General features: G+C 72.0%; 24 protein-coding genes. 6 read left to right on the forward strand and 18 right to left on the reverse strand.

The window, feature by feature from the left end; translation table 11 throughout:
• Nucleotides 1-37 precede the first annotated feature (37 nt).
• The gene (locus U8525_RS32600) at nt 38-325 is read left to right on the forward strand and encodes a hypothetical protein (protein WP_374270633.1); all 288 of its coding nucleotides are present in this window, start codon (nt 38-40) and stop codon (nt 323-325) included.
• A gap of 73 nt (nt 326-398) precedes the next feature.
• Here the strand turns inward: U8525_RS32600 and ychF are convergent, their stop codons facing one another.
• The 6 genes from ychF to U8525_RS32630 all read right to left on the reverse strand — a co-directional run bounded on the left by ychF (nt 399) and on the right by U8525_RS32630 (nt 4355).
• A complete protein-coding gene (gene ychF / locus U8525_RS32605; protein ID WP_374270634.1) occupies nt 399-1508 on the reverse strand; it encodes a redox-regulated ATPase YchF in 1110 nt (369 codons plus the stop codon).
• A gap of 48 nt (nt 1509-1556) precedes the next feature.
• Nucleotides 1557-2105 (reverse strand): F0F1 ATP synthase subunit B, encoded by a 549-nt coding sequence (gene atpF / locus U8525_RS32610; RefSeq protein WP_374270635.1) that lies wholly within the window; start codon nt 2103-2105, stop codon nt 1557-1559.
• A gap of 136 nt (nt 2106-2241) precedes the next feature.
• Nucleotides 2242-2472, reverse strand: coding sequence for an ATP synthase F0 subunit C (locus U8525_RS32615; RefSeq protein WP_014400382.1), 231 nt, complete (start codon nt 2470-2472; stop codon nt 2242-2244).
• Between the two features lie 154 nt (nt 2473-2626).
• On the reverse strand, nt 2627-3679 hold the full coding sequence (gene atpB, locus U8525_RS32620) for a F0F1 ATP synthase subunit A (RefSeq protein ID WP_374270636.1): 1053 nt from the start codon (nt 3677-3679) through the stop codon (nt 2627-2629).
• Entirely contained in the window at nt 3679-4092 is a 414-nt protein-coding gene (locus tag U8525_RS32625; RefSeq protein WP_374270637.1) for a hypothetical protein, read from the reverse strand. Before U8525_RS32625 ends, atpB begins: the two co-directional genes overlap by 1 nt.
• A complete protein-coding gene (locus U8525_RS32630; RefSeq protein ID WP_374270638.1) occupies nt 4089-4355 on the reverse strand; it encodes an AtpZ/AtpI family protein in 267 nt (88 codons plus the stop codon). Before U8525_RS32630 ends, U8525_RS32625 begins: the two co-directional genes overlap by 4 nt.
• 384 nt (nt 4356-4739) lie before the next feature.
• Between U8525_RS32630 and U8525_RS32635 the strand changes: the two genes are divergently transcribed.
• The gene (locus U8525_RS32635; protein WP_374270639.1) at nt 4740-5234 is read left to right on the forward strand and encodes a YbhB/YbcL family Raf kinase inhibitor-like protein; all 495 of its coding nucleotides are present in this window, start codon (nt 4740-4742) and stop codon (nt 5232-5234) included.
• 16 nt (nt 5235-5250) lie between these two features.
• On the opposite strand, the gene U8525_RS32640 is transcribed toward U8525_RS32635, so the two are convergent.
• The 7 genes from U8525_RS32640 to U8525_RS32670 all read right to left on the reverse strand — a co-directional run bounded on the left by U8525_RS32640 (nt 5251) and on the right by U8525_RS32670 (nt 12578).
• Nucleotides 5251-5865 carry a hypothetical protein gene (locus tag U8525_RS32640; RefSeq protein WP_374270640.1) on the reverse strand — a complete coding sequence of 205 codons (615 nt, stop codon included), beginning with the start codon at nt 5863-5865 and terminating at the stop codon, nt 5251-5253.
• Nucleotides 5866-5894: 29 nt separating this feature from the next.
• Nucleotides 5895-6725 carry a DUF692 family multinuclear iron-containing protein gene (locus U8525_RS32645; protein ID WP_374270641.1) on the reverse strand — a complete coding sequence of 277 codons (831 nt, stop codon included), beginning with the start codon at nt 6723-6725 and terminating at the stop codon, nt 5895-5897.
• A gap of 4 nt (nt 6726-6729) precedes the next feature.
• Nucleotides 6730-7572, reverse strand: coding sequence for a methyltransferase domain-containing protein (locus tag U8525_RS32650; protein WP_374270642.1), 843 nt, complete (start codon nt 7570-7572; stop codon nt 6730-6732).
• A 20-nt stretch (nt 7573-7592) separates the two neighbouring features.
• Nucleotides 7593-9722: a carbohydrate binding family 9 domain-containing protein gene (locus U8525_RS32655; protein ID WP_374270643.1), complete on the reverse strand. Its 2130-nt coding sequence runs from the start codon at nt 9720-9722 to the stop codon at nt 7593-7595.
• Nucleotides 9719-11029 carry an MFS transporter gene (locus U8525_RS32660; RefSeq protein WP_374270644.1) on the reverse strand — a complete coding sequence of 437 codons (1311 nt, stop codon included), beginning with the start codon at nt 11027-11029 and terminating at the stop codon, nt 9719-9721. Before U8525_RS32660 ends, U8525_RS32655 begins: the two co-directional genes overlap by 4 nt.
• Nucleotides 11026-11649 (reverse strand): hypothetical protein, encoded by a 624-nt coding sequence (locus U8525_RS32665; protein WP_374270645.1) that lies wholly within the window; start codon nt 11647-11649, stop codon nt 11026-11028. Before U8525_RS32665 ends, U8525_RS32660 begins: the two co-directional genes overlap by 4 nt.
• A gap of 650 nt (nt 11650-12299) precedes the next feature.
• Nucleotides 12300-12578 (reverse strand): PqqD family protein, encoded by a 279-nt coding sequence (locus U8525_RS32670; protein ID WP_374270646.1) that lies wholly within the window; start codon nt 12576-12578, stop codon nt 12300-12302.
• A 286-nt stretch (nt 12579-12864) separates the two neighbouring features.
• Here U8525_RS32670 and U8525_RS32675 point away from each other — a divergent pair, with 286 nt between their 5' ends.
• Nucleotides 12865-15564 carry a GAF domain-containing protein gene (locus tag U8525_RS32675; RefSeq protein ID WP_374270647.1) on the forward strand — a complete coding sequence of 900 codons (2700 nt, stop codon included), beginning with the start codon at nt 12865-12867 and terminating at the stop codon, nt 15562-15564.
• 12 nt (nt 15565-15576) lie between these two features.
• On the opposite strand, the gene U8525_RS32680 is transcribed toward U8525_RS32675, so the two are convergent.
• The gene (locus U8525_RS32680) at nt 15577-18225 is read right to left on the reverse strand and encodes a protein kinase (protein WP_374270648.1); all 2649 of its coding nucleotides are present in this window, start codon (nt 18223-18225) and stop codon (nt 15577-15579) included.
• Nucleotides 18209-19504 (reverse strand): glutamate-1-semialdehyde 2,1-aminomutase, encoded by a 1296-nt coding sequence (hemL, locus tag U8525_RS32685; protein ID WP_374270649.1) that lies wholly within the window; start codon nt 19502-19504, stop codon nt 18209-18211. The genes U8525_RS32680 and hemL overlap by 17 nt, the downstream gene beginning before the upstream one ends.
• Nucleotides 19505-19659: 155 nt before the next feature.
• On the opposite strand from hemL, the gene gloA reads away from it, so the two are divergent.
• The 3 genes from gloA to U8525_RS32700 all read left to right on the forward strand — a co-directional run bounded on the left by gloA (nt 19660) and on the right by U8525_RS32700 (nt 22516).
• Nucleotides 19660-20046, forward strand: a complete 387-nt coding sequence (gene gloA, locus U8525_RS32690; protein WP_374270650.1) for a lactoylglutathione lyase — start codon at nt 19660-19662, stop codon at nt 20044-20046.
• A 198-nt stretch (nt 20047-20244) separates the two neighbouring features.
• On the forward strand, nt 20245-21573 hold the full coding sequence (gene mgtE, locus U8525_RS32695) for a magnesium transporter (protein WP_374270651.1): 1329 nt from the start codon (nt 20245-20247) through the stop codon (nt 21571-21573).
• Nucleotides 21574-21592: 19 nt separating this feature from the next.
• On the forward strand, nt 21593-22516 hold the full coding sequence (locus tag U8525_RS32700) for a DUF6929 family protein (RefSeq protein ID WP_374270652.1): 924 nt from the start codon (nt 21593-21595) through the stop codon (nt 22514-22516).
• Here the strand turns inward: U8525_RS32700 and U8525_RS32705 are convergent, their stop codons facing one another.
• The 3 genes from U8525_RS32705 to U8525_RS32715 all read right to left on the reverse strand — a co-directional run bounded on the left by U8525_RS32705 (nt 22517) and on the right by U8525_RS32715 (nt 24507).
• On the reverse strand, nt 22517-23263 hold the full coding sequence (locus tag U8525_RS32705) for an SDR family NAD(P)-dependent oxidoreductase (RefSeq protein WP_374270653.1): 747 nt from the start codon (nt 23261-23263) through the stop codon (nt 22517-22519).
• A gap of 105 nt (nt 23264-23368) precedes the next feature.
• Complete coding sequence (locus tag U8525_RS32710) at nt 23369-24289, reverse strand: tetratricopeptide repeat protein (RefSeq protein WP_374270654.1); 921 nt, start codon at nt 24287-24289, stop codon at nt 23369-23371.
• Nucleotides 24286-24507: a hypothetical protein gene (locus U8525_RS32715; RefSeq protein WP_374270655.1), complete on the reverse strand. Its 222-nt coding sequence runs from the start codon at nt 24505-24507 to the stop codon at nt 24286-24288. Before U8525_RS32715 ends, U8525_RS32710 begins: the two co-directional genes overlap by 4 nt.
• Nucleotides 24508-24580: the final 73 nt, after the last annotated feature.

Below are 24580 nucleotides of genomic sequence, written 5' to 3' on the forward strand. Positions count from 1 at the left end.
GGGCGCGCTGTCCCCCCGAGCACAGACTGCCTGCCCCGTGAGCACCTCCCGTCCGTCCCTGCCCTATCCCGCCCTGATGTTGCTCGGCAACGTGGCGTTCATCGCCTCGTGGATCGTCATCCTCAAGCGCCCCGAGGGCTGGCAGGTCGTGGGCCCCGTCCTCCTGGTCCTCTTCCTCGCCCTGCGCGTGGGCGGCGTGTGGAGGTACGCGCTGGGCACCATGGACCCCACCGGCCGCGTGAAGCGCTCCGCCGTCCTCTCCACCGTGCTGGCCGTGCTCGCCGTGGGCCTGTGGGGCTACACGTGGCTGAGCGGCCCCCACTAGAAGCGAAACGGGCGCCCCTCCCGAAGTGGAAGGCAGCGCCCGTCGTCACGTCCCGCCCCGGGGAGGCCCCGCGTCAGACGTTGAAGCGGAAGTGCATGCAGTCGCCGTCCTGCACGACGTACTCCTTGCCCTCCACGCGCAGCAGGCCCTTCTCCTTCACCGCCGCCTCGCTGCCCAGCTTCACCAGGTCCTCCCACCGGAGGACCTCCGCCTTGATGAAGCCGCGCTCGAAGTCCGAGTGGATGACGCCCGCCGCCTGCGGCGCCTTGAAGCCCTTGTGGATGGTCCACGCGCGGCACTCCTGCTCGCCCACCGTGAAGTACGTCCACAGGCCCAGCAGCTTGTAGCCCTCGCGCACCACCTTGTGCAGGCCCGGCTCCGTCAGGCCGGAGTCCGCCAGGAAGCTGGGGCGCTCCTCCTCGGGGAGCTGCTGGATTTCAGACTCCAGCGCCGCCGCCAGCACCACCACGCCCGCGCCCTCCTTGGCGGCCATCTCGCGCACCGCCTGCACGCGCGGGTCGCTGTCCTCCTTGCCAATCTGCTTCTCGCTGATGTTCGCCACGTACAGCACGGGCTTGTCCGTCAGCAGGAACAGGTCCTGGATGGCGGCGTGCTCTTCCTCGGTGAGCCTCTGCGCGCGCACCGTGACGCCTTCATCCAGCTTCGCCTTGATGCGCTCCAGCAGCGCGACCTCGGCCTTGGCCTCTTCACCGGCCTTGCCGCCCACCTTGGTGTTCTTCAGCGAGCGCTCGCGGCGCTTCTCCACCGTCTCCAGGTCCTTGAGGCACAGCTCCGTGTCGACCACGTCCCGGTCCCGCACCGGGTTCACGCCTCCCTCGACGTGGGTGACGTTGTCGTCCTCGAAGCAGCGCAGCACGTGGAGCACCGCGTTCACCTGCCGGATGTTCCCCAGGAACTGGTTGCCCAGGCCCTCGCCCTTGGACGCGCCGCGCACCAGGCCCGCGATGTCCACGAACTCCAGCGACGTGGGGATCTTCTTCAGCGGCTTGATGAGCGCGGACAGCTTGTCCAGGCGCTCGTCCGGCACCGGCACCACGCCCACGTTCGGCTCGATGGTGCAGAACGGATAGTTCGCCGCCTGCGCGCCCGCGGCGGACAGGGCGTTGAACAGGGTGGACTTGCCCACGTTGGGCAGACCGACGATGCCGATGGAGAGAGCCATGATGGAATCCTGGAACAGGCGGGCGCGGCGGGAGACTCCCGGCCTGGGTTAGGCCGAGCGGCGGGTCGCCGTGGCGCTCGTCGCGCCGGGCAGGCCCTGCACGAACTGCTCGGCCAGCGCGCGGTGCTTGGCGTCATCCAGCCGCTCGTTGAGCAGCTTGGCGGCCACGTCCATGGCCAGGTCCACGGCCATGGCGCGGACCTCGGTGATGGCCTTGGCCTTCTGGTCTTCAATCTCGCGGCGGGCGGACACCTTCAGCTCCTCCGCCTCCTTGCGGCTCTTGGCCATCAGCTCCTCGCGGAACTTGTCCATGTCCGCCTTCATGCGGCTGGTGTCCTCGGCGGCCTGACGGCGGGCCTCGGCGATGGCCGTCTTCTGGTCGGCGAGCAGCTTCTCCGCCTCGGCGCGCTCACGCTTGGCGCTCTCGATGGCGTTGGTGATCTGCTTCTCGCGCTCCTCGACGAGCGAAAGGATGGGGCCCCACGCCTTCGCCCGCAGCACCAGCAGGACGATGACGAAGGTGACGATGGTCCAGAAGATGAGGCCCGGACGGACCTCCACGAAGCTGCTGGCGGCGAGGACAGAGGGCAGGAACATGGCGGGGTCCCGGTGAAGCGGAAAGACAGAGGGAGGATGCGGGAGGCTTCGGGTGAGGCGGGTGCTGCGAGCCGGAGCGCCGGCGCCCCTTCTTCCCGAAGAGGACACCGGCTCCCGGTGACACCGACGCCCTGACTCAGACCTTGATGGCGAGCAGGATGCAGACGACCAGCGCGAACAGCGTGGCGCCTTCGATGAGCGCCGCGGCGATGATCATCGTGGTGCGGATGTCGCCGCCGGCGGCCGGCTGACGGCCCGTGGCGTCCATGGCGGCGGCGGCCAGCTTGCCGATGCCGAGGGCGGCGCCGATGATGGAGAGACCCGCGCCGATACCGGCGGCGAGGAACGCGAGAGCGATGTTGGTCATGGGAGCACGTCTTCTTTCGTGAGGCGGGACCCGCTTGTGGGGGGGTCGTGAATTCCCTTCAGGACTACCTCCGGCGACCTTTCGAATCGCCGGGTCTTCAACCGGGGCGCGCCGTCACACCGACGTGCGCCCCGTCAACTCGAAGGAGGACGGCTCAGGCCAGGTGGTGCGCCTTGCCGTGGTCGTGGCTCTCGCCACCCTCGTGGTGGTCATCGTGGTGGCCCATGGCCACGCTCATCCCGATGAACAGCGCCGACAGCATGGTGAACACGTACGCCTGCACGAAGGCCACGAACAGCTCCAGCAGGTAGATGCCGAAGGCGAACGGCACGCTCACCAGCGCCACCGCGGGGCTGCGGAGCATGAAGATGAGGCCCAGCAGGAAGAAGATGACGATGTGGCCCGCCAGCATGTTGGCGAAGAGGCGGATGGTGAGCGCGAAGGGCTTGGTGAACAGGCCCAGGAACTCCACCGGAATCATGATGGGCCACAGCCACGGGGCCACGCCGCCCGTCAGGTGCTTCAGGTAGCCGCCCAGGCCCGCCGCGCGGATGCCCGCCGCCTGCGTGACGAAGAAGGTGCACAGCGCCAGGCCGCAGGTGACCGCGATGTTGCCCGTGGCGGTCGCCATCCAGGGGAACAGGCCCAGCAGGTTCATGAAGAGGATGAAGAAGAACGCGGTGAGCAGGTAGGGCACGAAGCGCGGGCCCTCCTCCTTGCCGATGTTCTTGATGGCCAGCTCGTCGCGCACGAAGAGGACCAGCATCTCGAAGAGGTTCGCCCCGGCGCCGCGCGGCACCAGCTTCGTCTTGTCGCGGTTGCTCCAGATGAGGATGGAGACGATGAGCAGCGCCGCCGCCAGCCACATCATCACCGTGTGCTTGGTGATGGAGAGGTCCAGGCAGCCGGCGCCCAGGCCCGGGTACACCTCACCGTGGCCCCCGCCGTGCGGATCCGCCACCGGCGCGCAGGCGCCCTCGTGCAGCGGGATGAGGATCTTCGGCAGGTGGATGGGGATGTGGTTGTGGCTGAGGGGGATCTCGAACTCGTACTCGTTCGAGTCGGACACGTGGTGGAGGATGTAGCCGGCGACGTCCTCGCCCTCGGCGTCCTTCTCCTCGTTCGCGTAGCCGTGCTCGTCGGCCTGGCTGGAGGCCCACACGGCGCCCGCGAACAGACAGGCGAACAGCACCATTGCCTTGCGCATCACTCGTCTCCGCCCGCCGCGTCTTTCGACGCGGCCATCACGTAGCTGACTTCAATCCACTGCAACGCGAAGTAGACGCCGAAGAAGCCGCCCACGAACGCGATCGCGCTCAAACCTCGGGACACCACCCACGCCAGCCCGATCCCCACGCCCACGCCCCTGAGGGCGAAGACGATCCCGACCACCTTCAACGCCGCCTTCAAGTCCGCCTGCATCGCCGCGCGCCGCTTGAGCACCAGCGCCAGCACGCCCGTCACCGCCGCCACCCCGACACCCAGGAGCGCGGAGACGCGGTCCTCCGTCACCCTGGGCAGCGCCGCCGCCACCACCGCGCCCACGCCCATCACCGCCGCCGCCAGCCCCGCGTGCGTCCAGAACGGGTCCCGCTTCGGCTGTCCGCCCGTCCCCGTCACTTGCGCTTCCCCAGCCGCGCCATCGCATGGAGGAAGCCGTAGAACCCCACGCCAATCCCCACCAGGCTCAGCCCCAGGAGCAGCCAGGGCGAGGTCCCCAGCCGCCTGTCCAGGAAGTACCCGCCCAGGACCCCCACCACCGCCCCGCCCACCAGCTTCCAGACCGCGGAGATGTACGGCTCCGCCGCCCGCATCTGCCGGGCCGTCTCGCCCAGCTCACTGCCCGGCGCGCCCTCCTGACTCCGAGGCTCCTGGTCTGCCATGCGGACGCCTCACCAAACCCCGGAAAAGTCTTGGGTTTCCATCGCCAACCCCGACCCCGCCCCTTACACGCGCGGGCGCCGCTTAGCACCGAATGCGCGGCGCGTGCAACCGGTACGGGGACGCGGGGCGCCCCACCGCCAGCAGCGGTTGCCGCACCCGCAAGCGCAGCTACCACGGCGGAGGGGCCAGGGGGGTCGTTTCTCCTCGGAGGGGGGCCCCCTTCCGGCAGGCGGCCCGGGAGGCGCCCGGTGGATCAGCGGCGGGGGGTGGCCCGGGGGGTGACAGGCGGCCGGGCGGAGCGCCCTCCGTCTCTCAGCACCGGCCCCGCGGCATCGCCAGCTTGCCGGGGGCCACGTTGGCCGCCCATGCCCAAGGAGTCACGCATGCCGAAGCCGCTCGAGCTCACCTCTCCGAAGTTCAAGGACGGGATGCCCATCCCCATCGCCTACACCGGCGAGGGCGACGACAAGGCCCCACCCCTGCACTGGGAGAACCTCCCCGCCGGGGCCAAGAGCCTGGCCCTCATCGTGGAGGACCCGGACGCGCCGGACCCGGCGAACCCCCAGCGCACGTTCTGCCACTGGGTCCTCTACAACCTCCCCGTCAACGCGCAGAACCTGCCGGACGGGGCCACCCTGGACGTGCTGCCGCAGGGGGTGAAGCTGGGGCGCAACGACTTCGGCCGGCAGGACTACGGCGGGCCCATGCCGCCCATTGGCAACCACCGCTACTACTTCAAGCTGTACGCCCTGGACACGGTGCTGCCGGACCTGAACCAGCCCACCCGCACGGAGCTGCTCAAGGCGATGGAGGGCCACATCGTGGGGGAGACCCAGCTCATGGGCACCTATGAGAAGGCGCACCACCGCAGGCACTGAAGGGGCGCGGGGCACCTCAAGGTGACGGCAGCTCGCGCGGCATCACGGCGGGCAGGTGGGGCACCTTGAGGTACTCCACGCGCGTGGGCCTCGGCTCCACCGGGGGCCAGCCCGGCGCGTCCAGCGCGTCGAGCAGCGTGAGCACCGGGTAGTCGAAGGGCTCCACGTGCGGGCCCGACGCCGGCAGGGGGACGAGGCCCCACGCGAGCGACAGGCGCAGCCGCTCGCACCGCGCCAGCTGCGGCACATACGCGGGCAGCCGCTGGAGCAGCTCCGCGTGCGGGGCGTGTTCGCCCGCCTCCAGGAAGCGGCAGTACGCGATGGCCTCCTCGCGGTTGAGCACCTCCGGCGGCACGTCCTGGAGGAAGCGCGCGCGCAGCGGGCCCAGCTCCGGCCGCTTCGCTTCGTCCACCCAGGCGAGCTGCTCGCGCACGCGCTCGGTGCGGTGGAAGTCCATCATCCGGCCGGCGCGCTCCACCACCGCCGGAGCGACCTGGCGGAGCGCCTCCGCCTCCGGCTGCGTCAGGCCCAGCGGGGCCAGGGCGCCGGGGGCATCGCGGCGCCAAGCCTCACGAAAGCGGGGCTCCACGTGCAGCCGCGCCAGGACCTCCAGCGTTCGTGGGTAGCTCATCGTCGGTCGCTCATCGTGGGGCTCCGTGCTCAAGCCGCGCTCGCGCCGCAGCGCTGGAGGATGGCGCGCGCGCGGGCCAGCTCCTCCACCAGCCGCGCGAAGGGAGGAAAGCCGCTGTCCATCTCGAAGTTCACCCCGCGCACCGGGCTGCGCGGCGCCACGTACTCCAGCAGGCGCCACACCTCCTCCGGCGAGGGCGCGGAGTGGCTGTCCAACCTCAGCCCCTCCATCGTGATGCCGCCCGCCAGGTGCACCTGCACCACGCGCTCCAATGGCAGCCGGTCCAGGAAGGCATACGGGTCGAACCCGTGGTTGACCGCGTTGCAATACAGGTTGTGCAAGTCCAGCAGCAGACCGCAGTCCGCGCCCTCCACCACGCGGCGCAGGAACTCCGCCTCGTCCAGCGTGTTGAGCGGCGTGTGGAAGAGATACGCGATGTTCTCCACCACGAAGGGCACGTCCAGGTCCGATTGCGCCGCCTTCACGTTGCGCACGCACGTGGCCACCGCCTCCTCCGTCAGCGGCACGGGCGTCAGCGCGCGCAGGGGCAGGTCCCCCACGCGCGTGAAGCACAGGTGGTCCCCGTGCCAGACGCTCCGGGTGACCTGACGGACGCGCTTCAAGCCCTCCCGGTAGCCGGGCGCGTCCACGCCGTCCGAGCCCACCGACAGCTCCAGGCTGTGGCCCACCAGCGGATAGCGCTTCGCGAGCAGCTCCAGCCGCCGCTCCGAGTCCGGCGTGAGCGGCAGGAAGTGCTCGGGCGTCACCTCCAGCCAGTCCACGCCGGGGTTGCCGCGCGCCAGGTGCGGGTTGAGGTCCCAGCGGTAGCTGAGCCCCACGCCCAGGAAGGGGAGGCCCATGGCTTCAGCCCTTGCGCCGCGCCATCACCTGGAGGTGCTGCCCCAGGACGGCGAAGCCCTCGTGCGCCAGCTGCTCCTGCAACGCCAAGATCTCCTCGCGCGCCGCCCACGCGTCCCACGGCGCCTCCGCGGTGCCGCCCCGCGCGGACGCCATCGCCTGAAGCATGTCGAAGAACATCACCGGCTTGCCGAAGATCTCCAGCAGCTCCGCGCCCGCGTCCGCCACCGCGCGCTCCAGCTCGCGCACCGTGAAGGCGTGCACCGGCAGGCCATACGGGCACGTCGTGCGGCCGTCGTGGAGCGTGCGGAAGGCCTCCCGCGGCCTGCCCATCTTCAGATAGCCGGTGAACGCCTCGTAGCGGTTGTCCACGCCCAGCACCACCGGCGCGCCCGGCTTCGCCACGCGCACCAGCTCCTTCACCGCGCGCGGGTACGCGTCCAGGCAGTACGACACCGGGTCGCCCTCGCAGAAGACCAGGTCGAAGGCCGCGTCCGGCAGCGCCAGCGCCGCGACGTCCCCCTCCACGAAGGCCGCGCGGTCCAGCAGGCCCTTCGCGGTGAACCGGGCCCTCGCGCCGTCCAGCATGCCCGGGGAGATGTCCAGCACGGTGACGTGGTGCCCGGCTTGCGCGAAGCGCGTGCCGAACTTGCCGCCCCCGCCGCCCGCGTCCAGCACGCGCCAGGTCGCGCCGTCCTTCGGCAGCAGCGCCTCCACCGGCTTCCAGGTGAGGTGCTCGTACGTCAGCCAGAACAGCTTGATGGCCGTGGCGTCCGGCGCGCCCTGGTCGTACTTCGGGGACACCTCGTCGTAGCGGCGCTTGAGGCCCTGCGGGTCGGCGGCGGTCATGCGAACAGCCCTCGGTCAGGTCAGTAGTTGAAGGAGATCTTCGTGAGGATCCGCCGCTCCTGGGAGCCGGCGAAGGGTTGATCCGTGTAGACGAGGAAGACGTCGCTCCACTGGCGGTAGTGCCACCCCACCATCGCGTCCAGGAACGTGCCCTTCACGGAGTTGTAGTCCGCCAGCTCGTACACGCCGCCCTTCTGCAAGGTCAGGCGCGCGTAGAGGTCCGGGCTGAAGTGGTAGCGCAGCTGCGCGTAGCCAGAGAAGCTGTAGCCGTCCCCGGACGTGCCGTAGAGGTCGCTGTTCTGGGGCACGTTGAAGTTGCGCGTGTAGAAGCCGCTGAGGCGCGCGACGATGTGCGGCCCGATCTTGATGTTCGCCGCGCCGTTGAAGCCGCGGATCTCCCCGCCCAGGAAGCGGCCGGCGACGGCCGTCAGCGTGTAGCTCTGCCAGTCGTGCGGGAACAGGGTGAAGCCGAACGTGCCCAGCCGGTCCCGGAAGCCCAGGTTGTCGTCGTAGATGCCCTCCAGGTAGAGCGCGAAGTCGTGGTGCAGGTAGGGCTGCACGTTGAGGCGGTTGCGCCAGCGCGTGCGCTCGCCCTCGTGGTTGCGGCGCCACAGCGAGTCCCACGTCACGTCCAGCCGGGGCAGGAAGCGCCACTTGGGGAACGGCGTCAGGAACACGCGCGAGTTGTAGCCCTGCTTGTCCACCACCGGCGTCCAGCCCAGCGGGTTCGCGTAGTTCTTCCCGATGTCCTCGAACTGCAACCAGAACTCCGACAGCGTGTCGAAGCGGTGCAGGCCCACGTGGTACGCGTCCGCGTCCTCGTTGCCCAGCGGGCTCCAGCTGCGCAGCGCCTGCGCCTGGATGAAGAACTCCTCGAAGAGGTGGAAGTTGCCGTCCACGCCCACCGTCTGGAAGTCCGAGTCTCCGAACAGCCCGCCCCGCCCGCTGCGGTTGAGCGCCACCAGGGCGATCATCGACCGCTTCCCGATGTCCTGCTGCAGCCGCAGCACGCCGGAGTTGACGTTCTCGAAGACGTCGCGGCCCTGCGCGTCCTTGCCCGTGAAGTCGCGGTGCTGCACGTCCAGCATCGCGAAGTTGAGCCCCGCCACCTTGCCGGTGAGCTGCAGGCCGCCCCACACCCGGTCGTGCGGACGGAGCGCGATGCGGCGCGAGGTAAAGATGTTGATGGGCGCGATGAAGAGGTGCTCGCTCTCCAGGAAGAACTGCCGGCGCTCCGGCAGCAGCGGCTGGTCCGTGTCCAGGAGGAGGAAGCCCTGGTCCGCCTCCGCGTCGCTGAAGTCCGGGTTGGCGGTGAGCTTCAGCGACAGCCAGGGCGCCGGGTCGATGCGCGCGTCCGCGCCCACGTTGGGACGGAAGAGGCCGCGGTCGTCGCTGGACTTGAGCGCCACCGTGGAGGCCACGTACGGGGTGACGCTGAAGATGGGGCGCGGCTTGATGCCCTTGAGCCCCTCCAGGTGCGGGTAGCGGCTCACCTTCGCGCTGTTGACGCCGTCCGGCGTCCAGTTGCTCCACTCCTGGTTGCGCGACTGCTCGCGGTCCAGGAGCATGCCGAAGGTGATCTCGTCCTTCTTCTCGAACTGGAAGTTGGCGAACGGGATGCGCACCTCCGAAATCCACCCGTCCTCCACGATGGTGGACTTCGTCTCCCACTCCCCGCGCCAGTTGGTGGAGAACGCCTCGCCGTCATCCACGATGCGCCCGTCGGTGCGCACGCCCAGCGGGTTGGTCCAGAAGTAGTACGCGTTCCGGTGGTCCAGGTACGTGTCCAGGATGATGGTGATGTTGTCCTCCTGGTGGAGGAACCCCTCGTTCTGCACCGTGTAGCCGGTGATGCGCTCCGGCTTGGAGTCCAGGCAGTGGAAGAGGAAGTACAGGTTGTCCTGGTCGTAGAGGATGCGGACCTTCGTGTCGTCCGGCGCGGGCTTGCCGTAGTTGATGCGCGTGAGGTACCAGCCCGAGATCTCCGGCGCCGCCTGCCACGCGGGCTCGTCCCCCTTGCCGTCGATGGTGATGGCGTCCTGCGTCCGCGTCGCGGTGACCTTGTACGTCGAATCAGCGTGTCCCAGCGTGGGCACCAGCGCGGCCAACAGCGCGGTGCCCCAGCGACACACGTGGCGAAGGGGGCTCATCCGGGCTCCGAGGTGGGGGTGAGGGCGGCCACGGGGGCCGGTTCAGGCGTGGCGTGGGAGGACGCCTCGCGCACGCGCGACACACAGCCGAGCGCCAGCGCGAAGGCCACCGACGAGAGGAGGAACGTGCAGTGGATGCCGGCGGCTTGCGCGACGAAGCCGTAGGTGACGGGCGCGAGCACGGAGGCCAGCGCCGCGCAGGAGCCCAGCGCGCCCATGAACCGGCCGCGCTCGGAGGGCTGGGGGGACTGCTCCACCACCAGCGCGGACGCGGAGGAGCGGTGCAGGCCGTCGGGGATCGCCAGCAGCACCCAGGCCACCACCAGCGCCAGCAGCGCGGCGCCGTCCGGCAGCCATCCGCAAGCCCCCAGCACCGCCGCCATCACCGCCATGCCCGCGAGGCCCGGGATGATCATCCCCACGCGCCGGGGCATCCGGTCCGACAGCCGCCCGCCGAAGGGCTGCGCGAACGCGTACGTCAGCCACGACGCCGCCACCAGCGGCCCCACCGCCTCCCGGGGCGCGCCCAGCTCCACTGCGTACAGCGGCAGGTAGGTGGGGAACAGCGCCAGCGCGAAGGTGAAGAAGAACTGCCAGAGGAACAGCGCCGCCGCGCCGGGCCGGCCCTTCACGTAGGTGAACGGCGACACGAGCCCCCGGAACACCAGGCCCCACCCCGCGCCGCCGCGCCCCGCCTCCGCGCGCGAGGGCCGCGCCGGTTCGTCCAGCCCCAGGAGCAGCAGGCTGCCCGCGAGGAACAGGCCCCCCGCCAGGAAGAAGGTGCCCGCCACCGACAGCGCGCGGATGACGGCGGAGGACGCGAACAGCGCCGCGACGAACACCAGGTTCGACGTGGCGTCCAGCAGCGCGAAGAGGGTGGCGCGCTGCCTGGCGGGCGCGAAGTCCGCCACCATCGCGTTGGACACCGGCGCCGCGCTGCGCGACAGCAGCATCTTGAGGATCATCACGGCGGCGAGCGGCTGGGGGTCGTCCACCAGCGCCACCGCCGGCACCATCAGCGACGTGACGAGCGACAGGCCCACCACGAAGGGCTTGCGCCCATGGCGGTCCGACAGCGCCCCCAGCACCGGCTGCACGAAGATGGGCAGGAGCGCCCCCACCGTGTAGAGCGCGCCAATCTCCTGGAAGCCCAGCCCGCGCGAGCGCAGGTACAACGGCATCACCGGGTTGAGCAGGCCGGAGGCCGCCATGCCCAGGAGCCCCGAGCCCAGCATCACCCGCAGGTTCCCCAGCCCCCGCGTCAGCCCGTACACCTCCCGGATGGCACCCAGGCCCTGGCGGCTCATCCCCCCACCCCTTCCCCGGCGCCGGGCGCGTCGGCGCGGGGCCTCAGCCCCAGCACCGCCTCCACCGCCCTGGTGAGCGTGGGCACCGGCCGCACGTCCAGCGCCGTCAGGGGCGCCGCGTCGAACCCGCTGCCCTCCGGCACGAACACCGCCACCCTGCCCGCCCGCGGAAACACCTGGCGCACGTAGGCCTGCGCCACGCCCAGCTTCCCCTGGAGGAGCTCGCGCGGCGCGGGCGCGAGCCGCTCCCCATGCGCCTCCAGCGCCACGCCCGTGCCCAGGAAGGGCGACGGCAGCGGCAGCCCCCCGAGCAGCGCCACCCACGCGACGAACAGCGGCAGCGACGCGCTCCTGCCGTCCAGCGTCACGTCCCGGCCGCGCGGCGAGACGTGCAGGTCCGTCTCATCCCACGGCAGCGCGTAGCGCGCGCGGCCCACCGCCGCCAGGTGGCGCGCATGGTCCTGCCACGCGGCGGTGAAGGCGTTGCCCCGCGACACGTCCGTCCACAGCCGCCCCTGGCCGGGGCGCACGGACACCTCCACGGGCACGGCGCGAAAGAGCGCGTGTCCGCCGATGTCCGCCTGCGTGAAGAGCAACAGTTGCGTGGATGCGGATGGCATGGGCGGGGCGTGTCGGCGTGCACGAGGAAAGACACGGCCGGGAGGAGGACAACCGACCTCCTCCCGGCCATGAAACGCGTTACTCCGCGGCGATGATCACGGCGCCCATGCCGTTGGAGCAGGTGCACTTGTCGGTGGCGGCGGAAACGCGGACGATCTCGGACTGGATGTACATGGTGGTTCTCCTGTGTCTGGGATTGGGTTGGTGGCTTGGGAGACGACGGGCGCGACTACTCCACCTTCGTTTCGGTCGAGAGGATGACCATGCCGTTGGAGCAGGTGCACTTGTCGGACGACGCGGACACGCGGACGATCTCGGACTGGATGTACATGGTGATTCTCCTGGGTGGACTGCTGTGTTCACTGCCACTGCGGTGAAGCATGGCGGAGTGTGGACAGGGGGTCTGACATTGCCTGCCAACACCCCGGTGCTTCATTCCAGCCGTGAGAAGACGTCTCACGTCTGGCATCACGCGCACCCGGGGCGACCCGGGCACACGGGATTCCTCGAGGCCAGGACAGGACCTGGCCAGTCCCTCTCACGAGGGGAAGGAGCGCTTCAGCGGTGACGCGGGCTCAACGCCGCGGGCACGTGCGTCCCCCGGCGGTCAATCGCTCGCGCTCCCCATGGCATCCATGACGGCGGGAGCTCAGGCGGGGCGCGGGGGCTCGCACAGCCCCAGCTCCTGGAACCGGGCCACGGTGCGCTGGACGTCGGCGCGGATGACCGCCTCCTGGCCCGCGGCGCCCAGCCGGAGCGCCAGCGACGCCACCGCCCCGTCCAGGGACGTGTCGCCCTGGCACAGCTCGAAGATGTGTGCGGCGGTCTCGTTCACCCGGAAGACCTCTCCGCCCTCGGTGTCCAGGAGGAAGAAGGCTCCGTCCTGCTGCTGGACGATGACACCGGAAGTCGCGCGGGGCAGGCTCAAGACATTCCCCTTCGAGGGCGCGGCCCCCGGAAATCCCAGACGGAGACGAAAGGCGTCGGGACCCGGCTCAAGCCGCGTCGCTACAGCTTCATGTTTCTAGAGGCTCTCACCCACGCTGTCAATTCATGCCATGTCTTGGTTTGATTCGGTTGAGAGGGTTTGCGGACGTGCCAGGTCCTGAGACGCCGCGTCGGTCCGGGGAGGGGACCGGCTGTTGTGTGCTGGTGGGCGATTGACGGGCGGGGGTGGCTTCACCGCGAGGGGCCAGGGGTGAGAAGGTGGAGGGGTGAGGAGCACCGAGCGCACGAACCGTCGGGTGGGGACGGTTCCCGAGGAGCCAGGGGCGGTGTACCGCCTCTTCGACGACATGCCCCTGGGCGTGTTCGTGCTCCGGGACGGCCTGCTCATCCACGCCAACGCCGCGCTGGAGCGCCTGGTGGGCGTTCCGCGCGAGCTGCTGCTGGGACAGCCGGTGACGGCGCTCCTGTGGGAGCCGGGGCCGCAGGAGGACCCCGCGGACCGGCTCGCGCGGCGGCTGGGGTCCTCGCCCGCGGCGGGCACCTACGAGGCGTGGCTGCACGTCGGGGGGAACGGCGTGCGCGTGGAGCTGGCGGTGCACCCCAACGCCCAGGACTGGGTGGTGCAGGTGCGCGACGTGACCTGCCGCGTCCGGCGCCGCACGGTGCTGCGGCGGCTGGCGGAGCTGGGCGGCGCGGTGCGCGCGCTGCACTCCGAGGACGCGGTGCGCGAGGAGGTGTTCCGGGGGCTGGAGGCGCTGGAGCTGGGCTTCGCGTGGCTGACGCCCCGGGGCGTGGGCGTGGAGCTGTCCGTGGCGGGGCTGCCCCCCCGGCTGGTGCCGCACGCGCCGGCGCTGGGAGGCCGCGTGCGGGCGGAGGCCCCCGGCGGCTGGGCGCCCGCGCTGGTGCGCATCTGGCGCGACGGCGACGCGTGGATGGAGGACCTGGGCGTGGAGGCGTCCCACTTCGTGTCCGAGGCGCGCATGGACGCGGTGCTGGCGGTGTTCCGGCGCGTGGAGACGCACCGGGCGGTGGGCGTGCGCATCGACGTGGAGAGCGCGCCCACGGCCATGCTGGTGCTGGCCTCGGACTGGCTGAGCGAGGAGGACGTGGCCGCGGTGCGGCTCTTCGGCCAGCAGGTGTCGTCCGCGCTGGACGCGGCGCGCACCATCCAGCGGCTCAGCGTGCGCGCGACGGCGCTCGGCGCGCTGGGACGGCTGGCCTCCCAGGCCGCGTCCGCGCCGCACCCGCGCTCCTTCTTCGGCTCCGGCACGGAGGAGATCTCCGGCCTGCTGGGCTGCGACGCGGTGTGCCTGCTGCTGCCCGCGGACATGCGGCACGAGTCGGGCGAGGCCCTGGAGCTCGTCTACGCGCGCGGCCTGTCCGAGGACGCGGTGGCGCGCGTGCGCCGCGCGCGGCTGGGGTCGCTGCCCCGCCCGGGCGGGATGCCGGACGCGGTGCAGGTGCTGGACGCGGAGGCGTGCCCCGCGCCCACGCGCGACGCGCTCCGGGCGCTGGCGTTCCAGACGCTGGTGTCGGTGCCGCTGCGGGTGCGCTCGCGCGGCGTGGGCACGTTGAGCGTGCTGTTCCACGCGCGGCGGCGGCTCACCGCGCTGGAGGTGGAGACGCTCCAGGCCATGGGCACGCACTTCGCGGCGGCCATCGAGTCCCACCGGCTGCTGGACGAGGTGCGCGGCCGGGCGGAGGACCTGGCGCTGATGCACGAGGTGGGCAAGGCGCTGGCGGCCACGCTGGAGCTGGACCGGCTGCTGGCCACGGGCGTCACCAGCCTGGCGCGCATCGTGGACGTGCCGGACGCGTACGTGCTGCTGCCGGACGCGAAGGGCGCGCGGCTGGCCATCCGCGCGGCGACGGGCGGGCACCCGGAGCTGGTGGGGCGCCACGTGCCGCTGGACCCGTCCTCGAGCTCGCTCGCGGCCCGGGTGTTCCGCACGCGCCAGCCGCTCCGGGTGGAGGACGCGCGGCAGGAGCCGCACGCGGACGACGAGCTCAGCCGGGCCGCGGAGGCCGTGGCGTCCATGGTGCTGCCGCTCGCCGTGCATGACCAGATGGTGGGCGTGGCGGTGATGGTGGAGACGCGCCGCCCGCGCCGCTTCACGCCCTCGGAGCTGGAGCGGGCGGACGCCATCGCCAACCAGCTATCGCTGGCGCTGGAGGGCGCGCGGCTGGTGGAGGACCTGAAGCAGAGCTACGCGGAGCTGGCGCGCGCGCAGGAGCAGCTGGTCAACCGCGAGCGGCTGGTGGCGCTGGGCGAGCTGTCCGCGGTGGTGGCCCACGAGGTGCGCAACCCCCTGGGCGCCATCTTCAATTCGGTGGCCACCATCCGCCGCATCATCGGTCCGGAGAGCCCGGCCATCCCGCTGGTGGACATCGTGGGGGAGGAGGCGGACCGGCTCAACCGCATCGTCGCGGACCTGCTCACCTTCGCGCGGCCCCCGTCGCCGCACCTGTATCCCGTGTCGGTGACGCAGCTCCTGGAGGAGGCGGTGGGCAGCGCCCTCTCCGACGTGGGCGGCACCTCGCCGCCGCCGGTGCGGGTGGAGTGGGTGACGGAGGAGGACGTGCCGTCCGTGACGGTGGACGAGCGGCTCATCCGCCAGTGCTTCCTCAACGTGGCGCTCAACGCCGTGCAGGCCATGCTGCCCCAGGGCGGCACGCTGCGCGTGGTGGCGCGCAAGGCGTGGGTGGACCGGCCCGGCGTGCAGGTTGAAATCTGTGACACCGGGCCGGGCATCCCCGCGGAGCTGCGCGCGCGCGTCTTCGAGCCCTTCTTCACCACCAAGGCGCAGGGCACCGGGCTGGGGCTCGCCGTGGTGAAGCGCATCATCGACTCACACGTGGGCCTGGTGTCGCTGGACGCGCCGGAGACGGGCAAGGGCACCATCTTCCGCCTCTTCCTGCCGCTGGAGCCGCCCGTGGCGCCGCCCCTGCCCCTCACGGGCGCCTGAGCTGCGCGGGGCTCAGCCGCCCTCGCCGCCGTTCAGGAAGAGCCACATCACGCCGAAGCCCAGGCCACACGCGAGGGCCACCACCACGAGCATGGCCCAGAAGCGGTACTGGCGCGGGATGGGCCACAGGCCCGCCAGCGGGCTGCCGCCCCCCGTTGACCTCGCGGGCCTCTTCTTGTTGCGCTTCTGCGCGGCGAGCTCCTCCTCGCGGCGCTTCAGCTCCGCCTGCCGGAGCGCCTCGGAGATGTCCATGTCGTAGCCCACGAGCGTCTCGCGCGTCTTGGTCCGCACCTGCATGGGGCGCGTCTCGTGGGGCCGCTCATCCACGACGGGGGCCTTGCGGCGCGGCACCTCCTTGGGCGGGACGTAGGGGGTCGCCTTCTCTTCCAGGTAGGCGGGCATGCTGCCCGTCGTCTGGGACAGGGCGCCGAAGATCTTCGCGGCCTCCAGGGCCTCGGTGGCCTCGCCCGAGCCCTGCGGCGTCCAGGGCACGGGCAACTCGTCCTGGGACATGGGGCGGGTGGCGTCCGGGGGCGGCTCGTCGGGACGCGCCTTCGGGGCGGCGCCGACGGAGGTCTGCGGACGCGACTGCGGCGCGGGCCCCACCGAGGTGGCGGGGCGGGGCTGCGGCGCGTCGCCCACGGAGGTCTGCGGGCGGGGCGGGGCCGCGCGCGGGGCGGGGCTCGCCTTGAGGCGGCCGGGCTTCTCGACGTCGGTGCTCTCCTCGTCCCCCTCGTCGTCCGCGCTCGGGCGCGGGGCCAGGGGTGAGGAGCCCGCGCCCTCGGTGGCCTCGTCCTCGCCGGAGCCGGGAGTCCACCCGCCCTTGCCGGCGGCGGGCAGCCCCGTCGCGCTCTTGCGCGCGGGCCGCTCGTTGGTGGTGGAGTCCTCACTTCCTGCGCCGGGAGTCCAGCCCGGACGCGAGGGGCGGTTCTGCATCGGTGAGTCCTCCAGGGCCGGGGGGGGCCCCTCACGGTGAGACGCTCGAAGCTGTGGAGCGGAGTCTTCCGCGTCCGGGCCCGGATTCCAATCCGGCCGAGGCGGTTCTTCCACCGGAGCCTGCCTGCCCGCGGGGGCATCCAGGGACGTGGGGGTGCGCTCCCCCGGGTCGGTGCTGTCCTCGGAGCCCGGCCCGGCGCGGGGCTCCAGCGCGCCAGGGGCGCCGCGCGACGTGGCCTCGTCCTCGCCGGGTCCGGGCGTCCAGGGCGCGGGGACCGCCGGTGCGGGCGGGGCGGAGGCGACCTCCGCGCCCTGGGGAGGGAGCCCCGGCGTGGTGGGCTCCGCCGCGCCAATGCCTGGCAGCCAGGCGTCCATGGTGATTTCCAGGTTGTGCAGCCGCGCCGGAGGCGCCTTGCGCGGCAGGCCGGGCTCCTCCCCGGGCTCTCCCCAGGGTCGCTGCGCCGCCGCTGCCGCCGCGCGCAGCGCCTGCTCCACCTGCGCCGCGTCCAGCGCCTCGGTCTCCTGCCCCACGTGGGCGTACTCCGCCGGCGGCGCGCCCACCGCGTCCAGCGCCTCGGTCCGCTGTCCCGCGCCGGCCTGCTCCGCCTGCCGCAGCCTCGCCGCGTCCATCGCCTCCGTGGCGATGTCCTCCTGCGCGCGGAGCGCCTCCGTCTCCTCCAGGGTGCCGGGCGGCGCGAACACGGACGGGAACTCCTGGCGCGTGGTCGCGCGCTCGGGATGATCGCGCAGCAGGCCGTCCAGCATCTGCTGCTCGATGACCTTCTCGCGCGGGAAGGCCGCGGACATCAGCCGCACCAGGTCCTGATCCGTCACGTTGGGCGCCAGCTTCTCCTTCAGCGCGCCCAGCGCCTCCGCCATGGCGGTCGCCGTGGGGAAGCGGTCGTTCGGCTCGGCCGCCAGCGCGCGCGCCAGGAACGCGTCCACCGGGCGCGGCAGGTCCTGACGGTGGCGGCCGGCCGGCTCCCACTGCGGGTAGGCCGCGCGGCGCCAGCGCTCCAGCGGGTCGCCCCGCTGCGACAGCGGCTTCCACGCGAACAGCTCCCACAGCACCACGCCCACCGCGTACAGGTCCGCGCGCCGGTCCACCGTGCGCTTGCGGGCCTGCTCCGGCGCCATGTACGTGAGGTTGCCAATCACTACGCGCGGCGCCGTCTGCTGCTCCTTCAGCGTGGACTGCGCCGCGCCGAAGTCGATGATCTTCACCTCGCCCGCGTAGCTCACGCACACGTTCGCGGGGGACAGGTCGCGGTGCACCAGGTGCAGCGGGTGCCCCGCTTCGTCCGTCGCGTCGTGCGCGTACGCCAGGCCCTCGCACAGCCGGATGCCCATCTGGAGCAGCGGCCCCAGGGGCATCATCCGCTGGCGCTGCCGCAGGCGGTACGCGAGCCGGCTGAGCGTCTTGCCCAGCACGTACTCCATGGCGAGGAACAGCTGCCCGTCCACCTCGCCCATCGCGTACACGCGCGCGATGTTGGGGTGCGCCAGCCGCACCACCACGCGGGCCTCGTCGCGGAAGCGGCCCACGAACTGCCCGGTGTCCTTCAGCCCCGGCAGCACCTTCTTCACGACGACCGCGCGCCCCACGCCCTCCTCGCGCGCGAGGAAGACCTCCCCCATCCCCCCGGCGCCGATGCGGCGCACGAGGGTGTAGGGGCCGAAGCGCACGGGCCCGCTCAGGGCCTCCGGTTCAACGGGCGTCGCCAAGCGCGCGGAACGCCTTGCGAGCCGCGGCGAGCACGTGCGCCACCTCCGGCTCGCCGATGGCCAGCGAGATGAACGCCGCCTCGAACTGACTGGGCGGCAGGTACACGCCTTCCTCCAGCATCGCGTGGAAGAAGCGCCCGAACTTCGCCGTGTCCGCCTTCTTCGCGGACGCGTAGTCGAACACCGGCTCCGACGTGAAGAACACCGTGAGCATGCTCCCCACGCGGTTCACCGTCACCGGCACGCCCGCCGCCTTCGCCTCCGCGCGGAAGCCCTCCTCCAGCAGCAGGCCCAGCTGCTCCAGCCGCTGGTACGTCCCCGGCGCCGCCAGCGCCTTCACGCACGCCATGCCCGCCGCCACCGCCACCGGGTTCCCGGACAGCGTGCCGGACTGGTACACCGGCCCCTCCGGCGCCACCTTCGCCATGATGTCGCGCCGGCCGCCGTACGCGCCCAGCGGCATGCCGCCGCCCACCACCTTGGCCAGCGTGGTCAGGTCCGGCTTCAGCCCGTACAGATCCTGCGCCCCGCCGCGCGCCAGCCGGAAGCCCGTCATCACCTCGTCCAGCACGAAGAGCACGCCGTGCTGCTGGCAGAGCCGCTGCAACCCCTCGAGGTAGCCGGGGCGCGGCACCAGCACGCCCATGTTGCCCACCACGGGCTCGATGATGGCGCAGGCGATGTCCTGGCCCTTCTCGTGGAAGAGGCGCTCCACGGCCTCCAGGTCGTTGAAGGGCGCGGTGAGCGTGAGCGACGCCAGCGCGGCCGGCACGCCCGGCGAGTCCGGCAGGCCCAGCGTCTCCACGCCGCTGCCCGCCTTCACCAGGAACGGGTCGCCCGCGCCGTGGAAGCAGCCCTCGAACTTGAGGATGTATTCGCGGCCGGTGAAGCCGCGGGCCACGCGGATGGCGGCCACCGTGGCCTCCGTGCCGCTGGACACCAGGCGCACCTTCTCCACCGAGGGCATCGTGGCGCAGATCAGCTCCGCGAACTCCACCTCCGCGGCCACCGGGGCGCCGAAGGTGGTGCCGCGCCGCGCGGCCTCCAGGAGGGCCTCCAGGATGGGCGGGTACGCGTGGCCCAGGATGAGCGGGCCCCAGCTGCCCACCAGGTCCACGTAGCGGTTGCCGTCCACGTCGGTGAGCCACGCGCCGGAGCCCTCCTTGAAGAAGACGGGGTCGCCTCCCACGCCGCGGAAGGCGCGCACCGGGGAGTTCACGCCACCCGGGATGCGCGCCTGCGCACGGGCGAAGAGGGCCTGGCTTTGAGCGTGTTTCATGGCGGATTCCATAACACGTGCCGGACGCCCTTCCCCGTCCCGCGTGGCCCACCGGTGTCGCCTTTCCCCCCCGAGCGGCCGCCTGCCGGGCGGCGCGGGGAGGCGCGCGCGCTTTCGCCTCCGCACCTACACCGCGCCGCGGTTATAGCCACCGCATGCGCATCCTCCACACCATGCTCCGGGTCGGCGACCTGGAGCGGTCGCTCGACTTCTACACCCGCGTGCTCGGCATGACGCTCCTGCGCCGCCAGGACTACCCGGACGGCCGGTTCACCCTCGCCTTCGTGGGCTATGGCCCCGAGGACACCCACCCCGCCCTGGAGCTCACCCACAACTGGGACACGGCGAAGTACGAGCTGGGCACCGCCTATGGCCACATCGCCCTGGGCGTCGCCGACATCCACGCCACCGCCAACGCCATCCGCCTGGCCGGCGGCAAGGTCGTCCGCGAGCCCGGCCCCATGAAGCACGGCACCACCGTCATCGCCTTCGTCGAGGACCCGGACGGCTACAAGGTCGAGCTCATCCAGCAGAAGGCCTGACCCACCCCGCGGGGCCCCGGGGACCGGGGCGCCATCCCGTGAACCCCTGGACACGGGCGGCATGGGCAGGCGGGCGGACTCATTTTTCAGCGCGATGTCTCGCGCCTTCCGCTCGCCGTGCCCCCGGCAAAGGGGTAGAGAGGCCCGCGCGCCGCGACACGGCGCGCACCCTCCCCCTCTTCTTCCGAGGCCGTCGTCATGGTGGAGAGTCCCCAGACCCAGAACGCGCTATCCCCCGACGAGCTCCATGAAGCCTGGGCCGTGCTGTCCTCGGACGAGCGCCTGGAGGGATTCCGCCTGCTGCCGGCGTCGGTGGCGGACGACTTCTTCCTGGGACTCACCGCGCGCGAGCAGGGCGAGCTCATCCTCAGCCTGCCCCCGGGCGAGCGCCGCACCTGGGTGCGCCTGCTCCCCCCGGACGACCTGGCCGACCTGGTCCAGGCCGTGGAGACGGAGCAGGTGGACACCATCCTGTCGCAGCTGGACGACGCCAGCCGCCGCGAGGTGAACGTCCTGCTCGCGTACGCGGAGGACGACGCGGGTGGCCTGATGAACCCGCGCTTCGCCCGCGTGCGCCCGGACATGAGCATCGACGAGGCCATCGGCTATCTGCGCAAGCAGGCGCGCGAGAAGGTGGAGACCGTCTACTACGCCTACGTGCTGGACGCCGAGCAGCGCCTGCAGGGCGTGCTGTCCCTGCGCCAGCTCTTCCAGGCCGCGCCGGACAAGCGCGTGGCGGACGTGATGATTCGCGACGTCATCACCGTCGCGGAGAACACGGACCAGGAGGCCGTGAGCCGCACCTTCTCCGAGCACAGCTTCATGGCCATGCCCGTGGTGGACGAGCAGCGGCGCATGAAGGGCATCGTCACGGTGGACGACATCGTGGACGTCGTCCAGGAAGAGGCCACGGAGGACATCCAGAAGGTCGGCGGCATGGAGGCCCTGGACGCGCCCTACTTCGACGTGGGCTTCATGGCCATGCTCAAGAAGCGCGCCGGCTGGCTGATGGTGCTCTTCCTGGGGGAGATGCTCACCGCCACGGCCATGGGCTACTTCGAGCACGAGATCGCCCGCGCGGTGGTGCTGAGCCTCTTCATCCCGCTCATCATCAGCTCCGGCGGCAACTCCGGCAGCCAGGCCACCACGCTCATCATCCGGTCGCTGGCGCTGTCGGAGATGCGGCTGAAGGACTGGTGGCGCGTGGCCCGGCGCGAGCTGACCACGGGCCTGGCGCTGGGCGCGGTGCTGGGCCTGGTGGGCTTCACGCGGGTGATGGTGTGGCAGGGCCTGTTCCACAGCTACGGCGAGCACGCGTTGCTCATCGGCCTGACGGTGGGCGTCTCGCTGGTAGGCGTGGTGATGTTCGGCACGCTGTCCGGCTCCATGCTGCCGTTCATCCTGCGGCGCGTGGGCTTCGACCCCGCGAGCGCGTCCGCGCCCTTCGTGGCCACGCTGGTGGACGTGTCCGGACTCGTCATCTACTTCACGGCCGCCAGCCTCTTCCTGCGCGGCACCCTGCTGTAGTCGGCGACGCTGGGGCCCCATGATTCCCACCACCCGTCGGCGCACGCTCACCCTCGCGGCCCCCGAAGCCCCGGGCCGCCCCGCGCACGTCTCCGCCGCCAGCGGCCTGGTGCGCGCGGGGGACTGGCTCTACGTCATCGCGGACGACGCGCTCCACCTGGCCGTGTTCCCCGCCACCGGAGACGCGCCGGGCCGCGCCGTGCGCCTCTTCCCGGGCGAGCTTCCGGAAGCCCCCGCGAAGCGCAAGGCCGCGAAGCCGGACCTGGAGGCGCTGTGCCGGCTGGGCCCGTCCGCGGCCTTCGCGCACGGGGCGCTCCTGGCCCTGCCCTCGGGGTCCACGCCCGCGCGGCGGCGGGCGTCGGTGCTGCCCTTGAACGCGGACGGGACGCTCGCGGGGGCGCCGCGCACGGTGGACTGCACGTCGCTCTACGTGCAGCTGGAGCGCGAGCTGGTGGCGCTCAACGTGGAGGGCGCGGCGGTGGCGGGCAAGCGGCTGCGGCTGCTCAACCGGGGCAACGGCGAGGGCGGCGTGGACGCGCTGGTGGACCTGGACCTGGACCGGGCGCTGGGCAGCCTGGACGCGGGCGTGCTGGGGCCGGAGGCCGTGCGCACCGTGCGCCGCTGGGAGCTGGGCGAGGCCCACGGCGTCCGGCTGTCCTTCACGGACGCGTCGCCGCTGCCGGACGGGCGCGTGGTGTTCACCGCCACGGCGGAGGCCTCGCGCGACCGCGTGGCGGACGGGCCTGTCATGGGCTCGGCGGTGGGCGTGCTCGCGCCGGACGGCACGCCCGTGTACCTGGACGCGGTGGACGCGCCCGTGAAGCTGGAGGGCGTGGACGCGCGCGTGGAGGGAGGCCGCGTGCACGTGCTGCTGGTGGCGGACGCGGACGACCCGGCGGTGCCCGCGCCGCTCCTGGAGGCCGCGCTGCCCGTGCCGGGCTAGCTAGCCGCGCTTCACCAGCAGCGGGCCGAAGGCCTGCGCCACCGGCATCAGGGAGATGACGTTGATGTTCACGTGCGCGGGGCGCGAGGCCACCCAGTGCGCCGCGTCCGCGACGTCCTCGGGCGTGAGCGGCTGGGTGTCGCCATACAGCGCGGCGGCCCGCGCGTCGTCGCCGCGGAAGCGCACGTTGGAGAACTCGGTGCCGCCCAGGAGGCCCGGCTGGAGGTCCGTGACGCGCACCGCGGTGCCGTGCAGGTCCGCGCGCAGGTTGAGCGTGAACTGGTGCACGAACGCCTTCGTCGCGCCGTACACGTTGCCGCCCGGATAGGGGAACTCGCCCGCGATGGAGCCGATGTTGATGACGTGGCCCCGGTTGCGCGCCACCATGCCCGTGAGCGCCTCCCGCGTGCAGTACAGGAGGCCCTTCACGTTGGTGTCCACCACCACGTCCCAGTCCTCCAGCCGCGCCTCCTGCGCGGGCTCCATGCCCAGCGCGAGCCCCGCGTTGTTCACCAGCACGTCCACCTGCGCGAAGTCCGCGGGCAGCGCGGCGAACGCCGCCTTCACCGCCGCCTTGTCCGTCACGTCCAGCGTCACCGGCAGCAGCCGCTCGCCCAGCTCCGCCTGGAGCGCCTCCAGCCGGTCGCTCCGCCGTCCGGCGGCGATGACGCGCGCGCCCTCCTTCACGAAGCGGCGCGCGATGGCCTGCCCGATGCCCGCCGTGGCCCCTGTCACCAGCACGTTCATGTGAATGCCTCCCACGCGAGAAGGGCCCTCATGCCCCGCCAGGGCCCGGCCGTTACATGGCACGCGGGAGGGACGGGCGCACGCGAATGCTCCCGGGGGGCGGCGTCAGTCGCCGCGATCGCGGGCGGCTTCCTCGGCGCTGCCGCCCATGGCTTCCACGGAGGTGCGCGCCTGCTTGGTGCGGTCGAACGCCACCTCCTTCTGGCCAATGCCCTCCACCTTGAGGTTGGCCAGGCGGCGGCGCGCCCGGGCGATGGCGTCCTGCACGAGCGTCGGGTCGGGGTGCGTCTTCAGGCACTCCACCCACGTCTCGATGGCCTTCTCGTTGTCGCCCGCGTCCGCGCGCAGCTTGCCCATCTCGAAGAGGGCGTACGGCGCCAGCTCCGAGTCCGGGAAGCGCGAGCGCAGGTCCGCGTAGGTGCGCAGCGCCTCCTGCCGCTTGCCGTCCACCATGGCCAGGGCCTGCGCCTGGAGGAAGAGCGCGTCGTCCACGTAGGGGCTGGTGGCGAAGCGCTCCGGCAGCTTCTTCGCCTCCAGCTCGCACTGCGGATAGTCCTGCAGCTCGAAGTACGTCTTGGCCACCTGGTACTGCAGCTCCGCGCTCTGCGGCGGGTTGCGGTGCAGCGCGGCGGTGAGCTGATCAATGGAGCCGCGCAGGTCGCGGTAGTGCACCCGCAGCAGCTCCGCCAGGATGATGCGCGCGTCCAGCGCCTCCGGCGACTCCGGGCACTGCTGGATGAGCTGGCGGTAGACGCTCACCGCCTCCTTCACCTTGCGCTGCTCCAGCCAGTACACGTCCGCCGCGCCCTTGAGCGCCCGGGCGCGCATCACCAGCGCCTCCGGGGACTCGTCGCGCATCAGCATCTCGTAGGCCTTGCGGTACTCCACCAGCGCCTCGTCCGGGCGCTTCTCGAAGGTGGCGTCGCGCGCGCGCTGCATGTGGTCCACCGGCTTGTCGCGGCACCCCGTGACGGCGAGCGCCCCCACCGCGAGCACGCAGGCCCAGCGCGACAGGCGCCGGGTCACTGGCAGGACTCCGGGATGAGGCGCACGCAGCGCGTATCGTCGCAGCGCACGCACTCGCGCTCGGAGGAGACGTCCGTCACGCACACGGAGACGCGCGACGTCCTGGGGCAGTCCTCGGCCGTCACGCAACGGTAGAGGCCCCCGTCGGTCCGGGTGATGTCCACCAGCGTCGAGCCGCAGTTCTCCAGGTCGTTGCAGCCCAGGAGCCCCGCCGCCATGACCGCCACTGCTGTCACCAAGGCGCGTTGCACGGCCCGGGTTCTAGCCAACTTCCGACCCCGGGTCACGAAC

The sequence above is a fragment of the Corallococcus sp. RDP092CA genome (genome assembly GCF_041903675.1).
Lineage (GTDB): Bacteria > Myxococcota > Myxococcia > Myxococcales > Myxococcaceae > Corallococcus.

Excerpts from the sequence above, each read along its gene's own strand:
- ychF (WP_374270634.1), bottom strand. The coding sequence starts at position 1,508 with ATGGCTCTCTCCATCGGCATCGTCGGTCTGCCCAACGTGGGCAAGTCC.
- atpF (WP_374270635.1), bottom strand. The coding sequence starts at position 2,105 with ATGTTCCTGCCCTCTGTCCTCGCCGCCAGCAGCTTCGTGGAGGTCCGT.
- U8525_RS32615 (WP_014400382.1), bottom strand. The coding sequence starts at position 2,472 with ATGACCAACATCGCTCTCGCGTTCCTCGCCGCCGGTATCGGCGCGGGT.
- atpB (WP_374270636.1), bottom strand. The coding sequence starts at position 3,679 with ATGCGCAAGGCAATGGTGCTGTTCGCCTGTCTGTTCGCGGGCGCCGTG.
- U8525_RS32630 (WP_374270638.1), bottom strand. The coding sequence starts at position 4,355 with ATGGCAGACCAGGAGCCTCGGAGTCAGGAGGGCGCGCCGGGCAGTGAG.
- U8525_RS32635 (WP_374270639.1), top strand. The coding sequence starts at position 4,740 with ATGCCGAAGCCGCTCGAGCTCACCTCTCCGAAGTTCAAGGACGGGATG.
- U8525_RS32640 (WP_374270640.1), bottom strand. The coding sequence starts at position 5,865 with ATGAGCTACCCACGAACGCTGGAGGTCCTGGCGCGGCTGCACGTGGAG.
- U8525_RS32645 (WP_374270641.1), bottom strand. The coding sequence starts at position 6,725 with ATGGGCCTCCCCTTCCTGGGCGTGGGGCTCAGCTACCGCTGGGACCTC.
- U8525_RS32650 (WP_374270642.1), bottom strand. The coding sequence starts at position 7,572 with ATGACCGCCGCCGACCCGCAGGGCCTCAAGCGCCGCTACGACGAGGTG.
- U8525_RS32655 (WP_374270643.1), bottom strand. The coding sequence starts at position 9,722 with ATGAGCCCCCTTCGCCACGTGTGTCGCTGGGGCACCGCGCTGTTGGCC.
- U8525_RS32660 (WP_374270644.1), bottom strand. The coding sequence starts at position 11,029 with ATGAGCCGCCAGGGCCTGGGTGCCATCCGGGAGGTGTACGGGCTGACG.
- U8525_RS32665 (WP_374270645.1), bottom strand. The coding sequence starts at position 11,649 with ATGCCATCCGCATCCACGCAACTGTTGCTCTTCACGCAGGCGGACATC.
- hemL (WP_374270649.1), bottom strand. The coding sequence starts at position 19,504 with ATGAAACACGCTCAAAGCCAGGCCCTCTTCGCCCGTGCGCAGGCGCGC.
- gloA (WP_374270650.1), top strand. The coding sequence starts at position 19,660 with ATGCGCATCCTCCACACCATGCTCCGGGTCGGCGACCTGGAGCGGTCG.
- mgtE (WP_374270651.1), top strand. The coding sequence starts at position 20,245 with ATGGTGGAGAGTCCCCAGACCCAGAACGCGCTATCCCCCGACGAGCTC.
- U8525_RS32700 (WP_374270652.1), top strand. The coding sequence starts at position 21,593 with ATGATTCCCACCACCCGTCGGCGCACGCTCACCCTCGCGGCCCCCGAA.
- U8525_RS32705 (WP_374270653.1), bottom strand. The coding sequence starts at position 23,263 with ATGAACGTGCTGGTGACAGGGGCCACGGCGGGCATCGGGCAGGCCATC.
- U8525_RS32715 (WP_374270655.1), bottom strand. The coding sequence starts at position 24,507 with ATGGCGGCGGGGCTCCTGGGCTGCAACGACCTGGAGAACTGCGGCTCG.